Here is a 256-nt window from a genome sequence, read left to right as displayed (position 1 = left end):
GCGCTGCGCAATCCGGCGCTCCGCGCCCATGCGCTCGACCAGTTGGTGCGCCTGCCCGTAGTCGGGGAATGGTTGATGCAGGCGGAAATAGCGCAATGGTCGAAGGTGCTTGGAACCCTGCTGGGAAATCGTGTGCCGCTGGTGGAGGCCCTGGCGCTTTCCGACGATGGCGTCCGCATTGCCCGGCAGCGCCTGACCCTGGAGCGAGTCACCCAGGATGTGCGTGCCGGCATCGCCTTGTCGGCAGAGTTGGAGG

General features: G+C 66.4%; 1 pseudogene. It reads left to right on the top strand.

Annotated features, from left to right (window positions below):
* Window positions 1–256: pseudogene (locus tag ACLJNW_RS26620) on the top strand (hypothetical protein); the annotation flags it as partial.

The organism is Salmonella sp. SAL4457, assembly GCF_046548235.1.
Classification (GTDB): domain Bacteria; phylum Pseudomonadota; class Gammaproteobacteria; order Enterobacterales; family Enterobacteriaceae; genus Salmonella; species Salmonella enterica.
The sequence above is the reverse complement of the archived record's forward strand: the minus strand, read 5'-3'. Positions and strand labels throughout refer to the sequence as shown.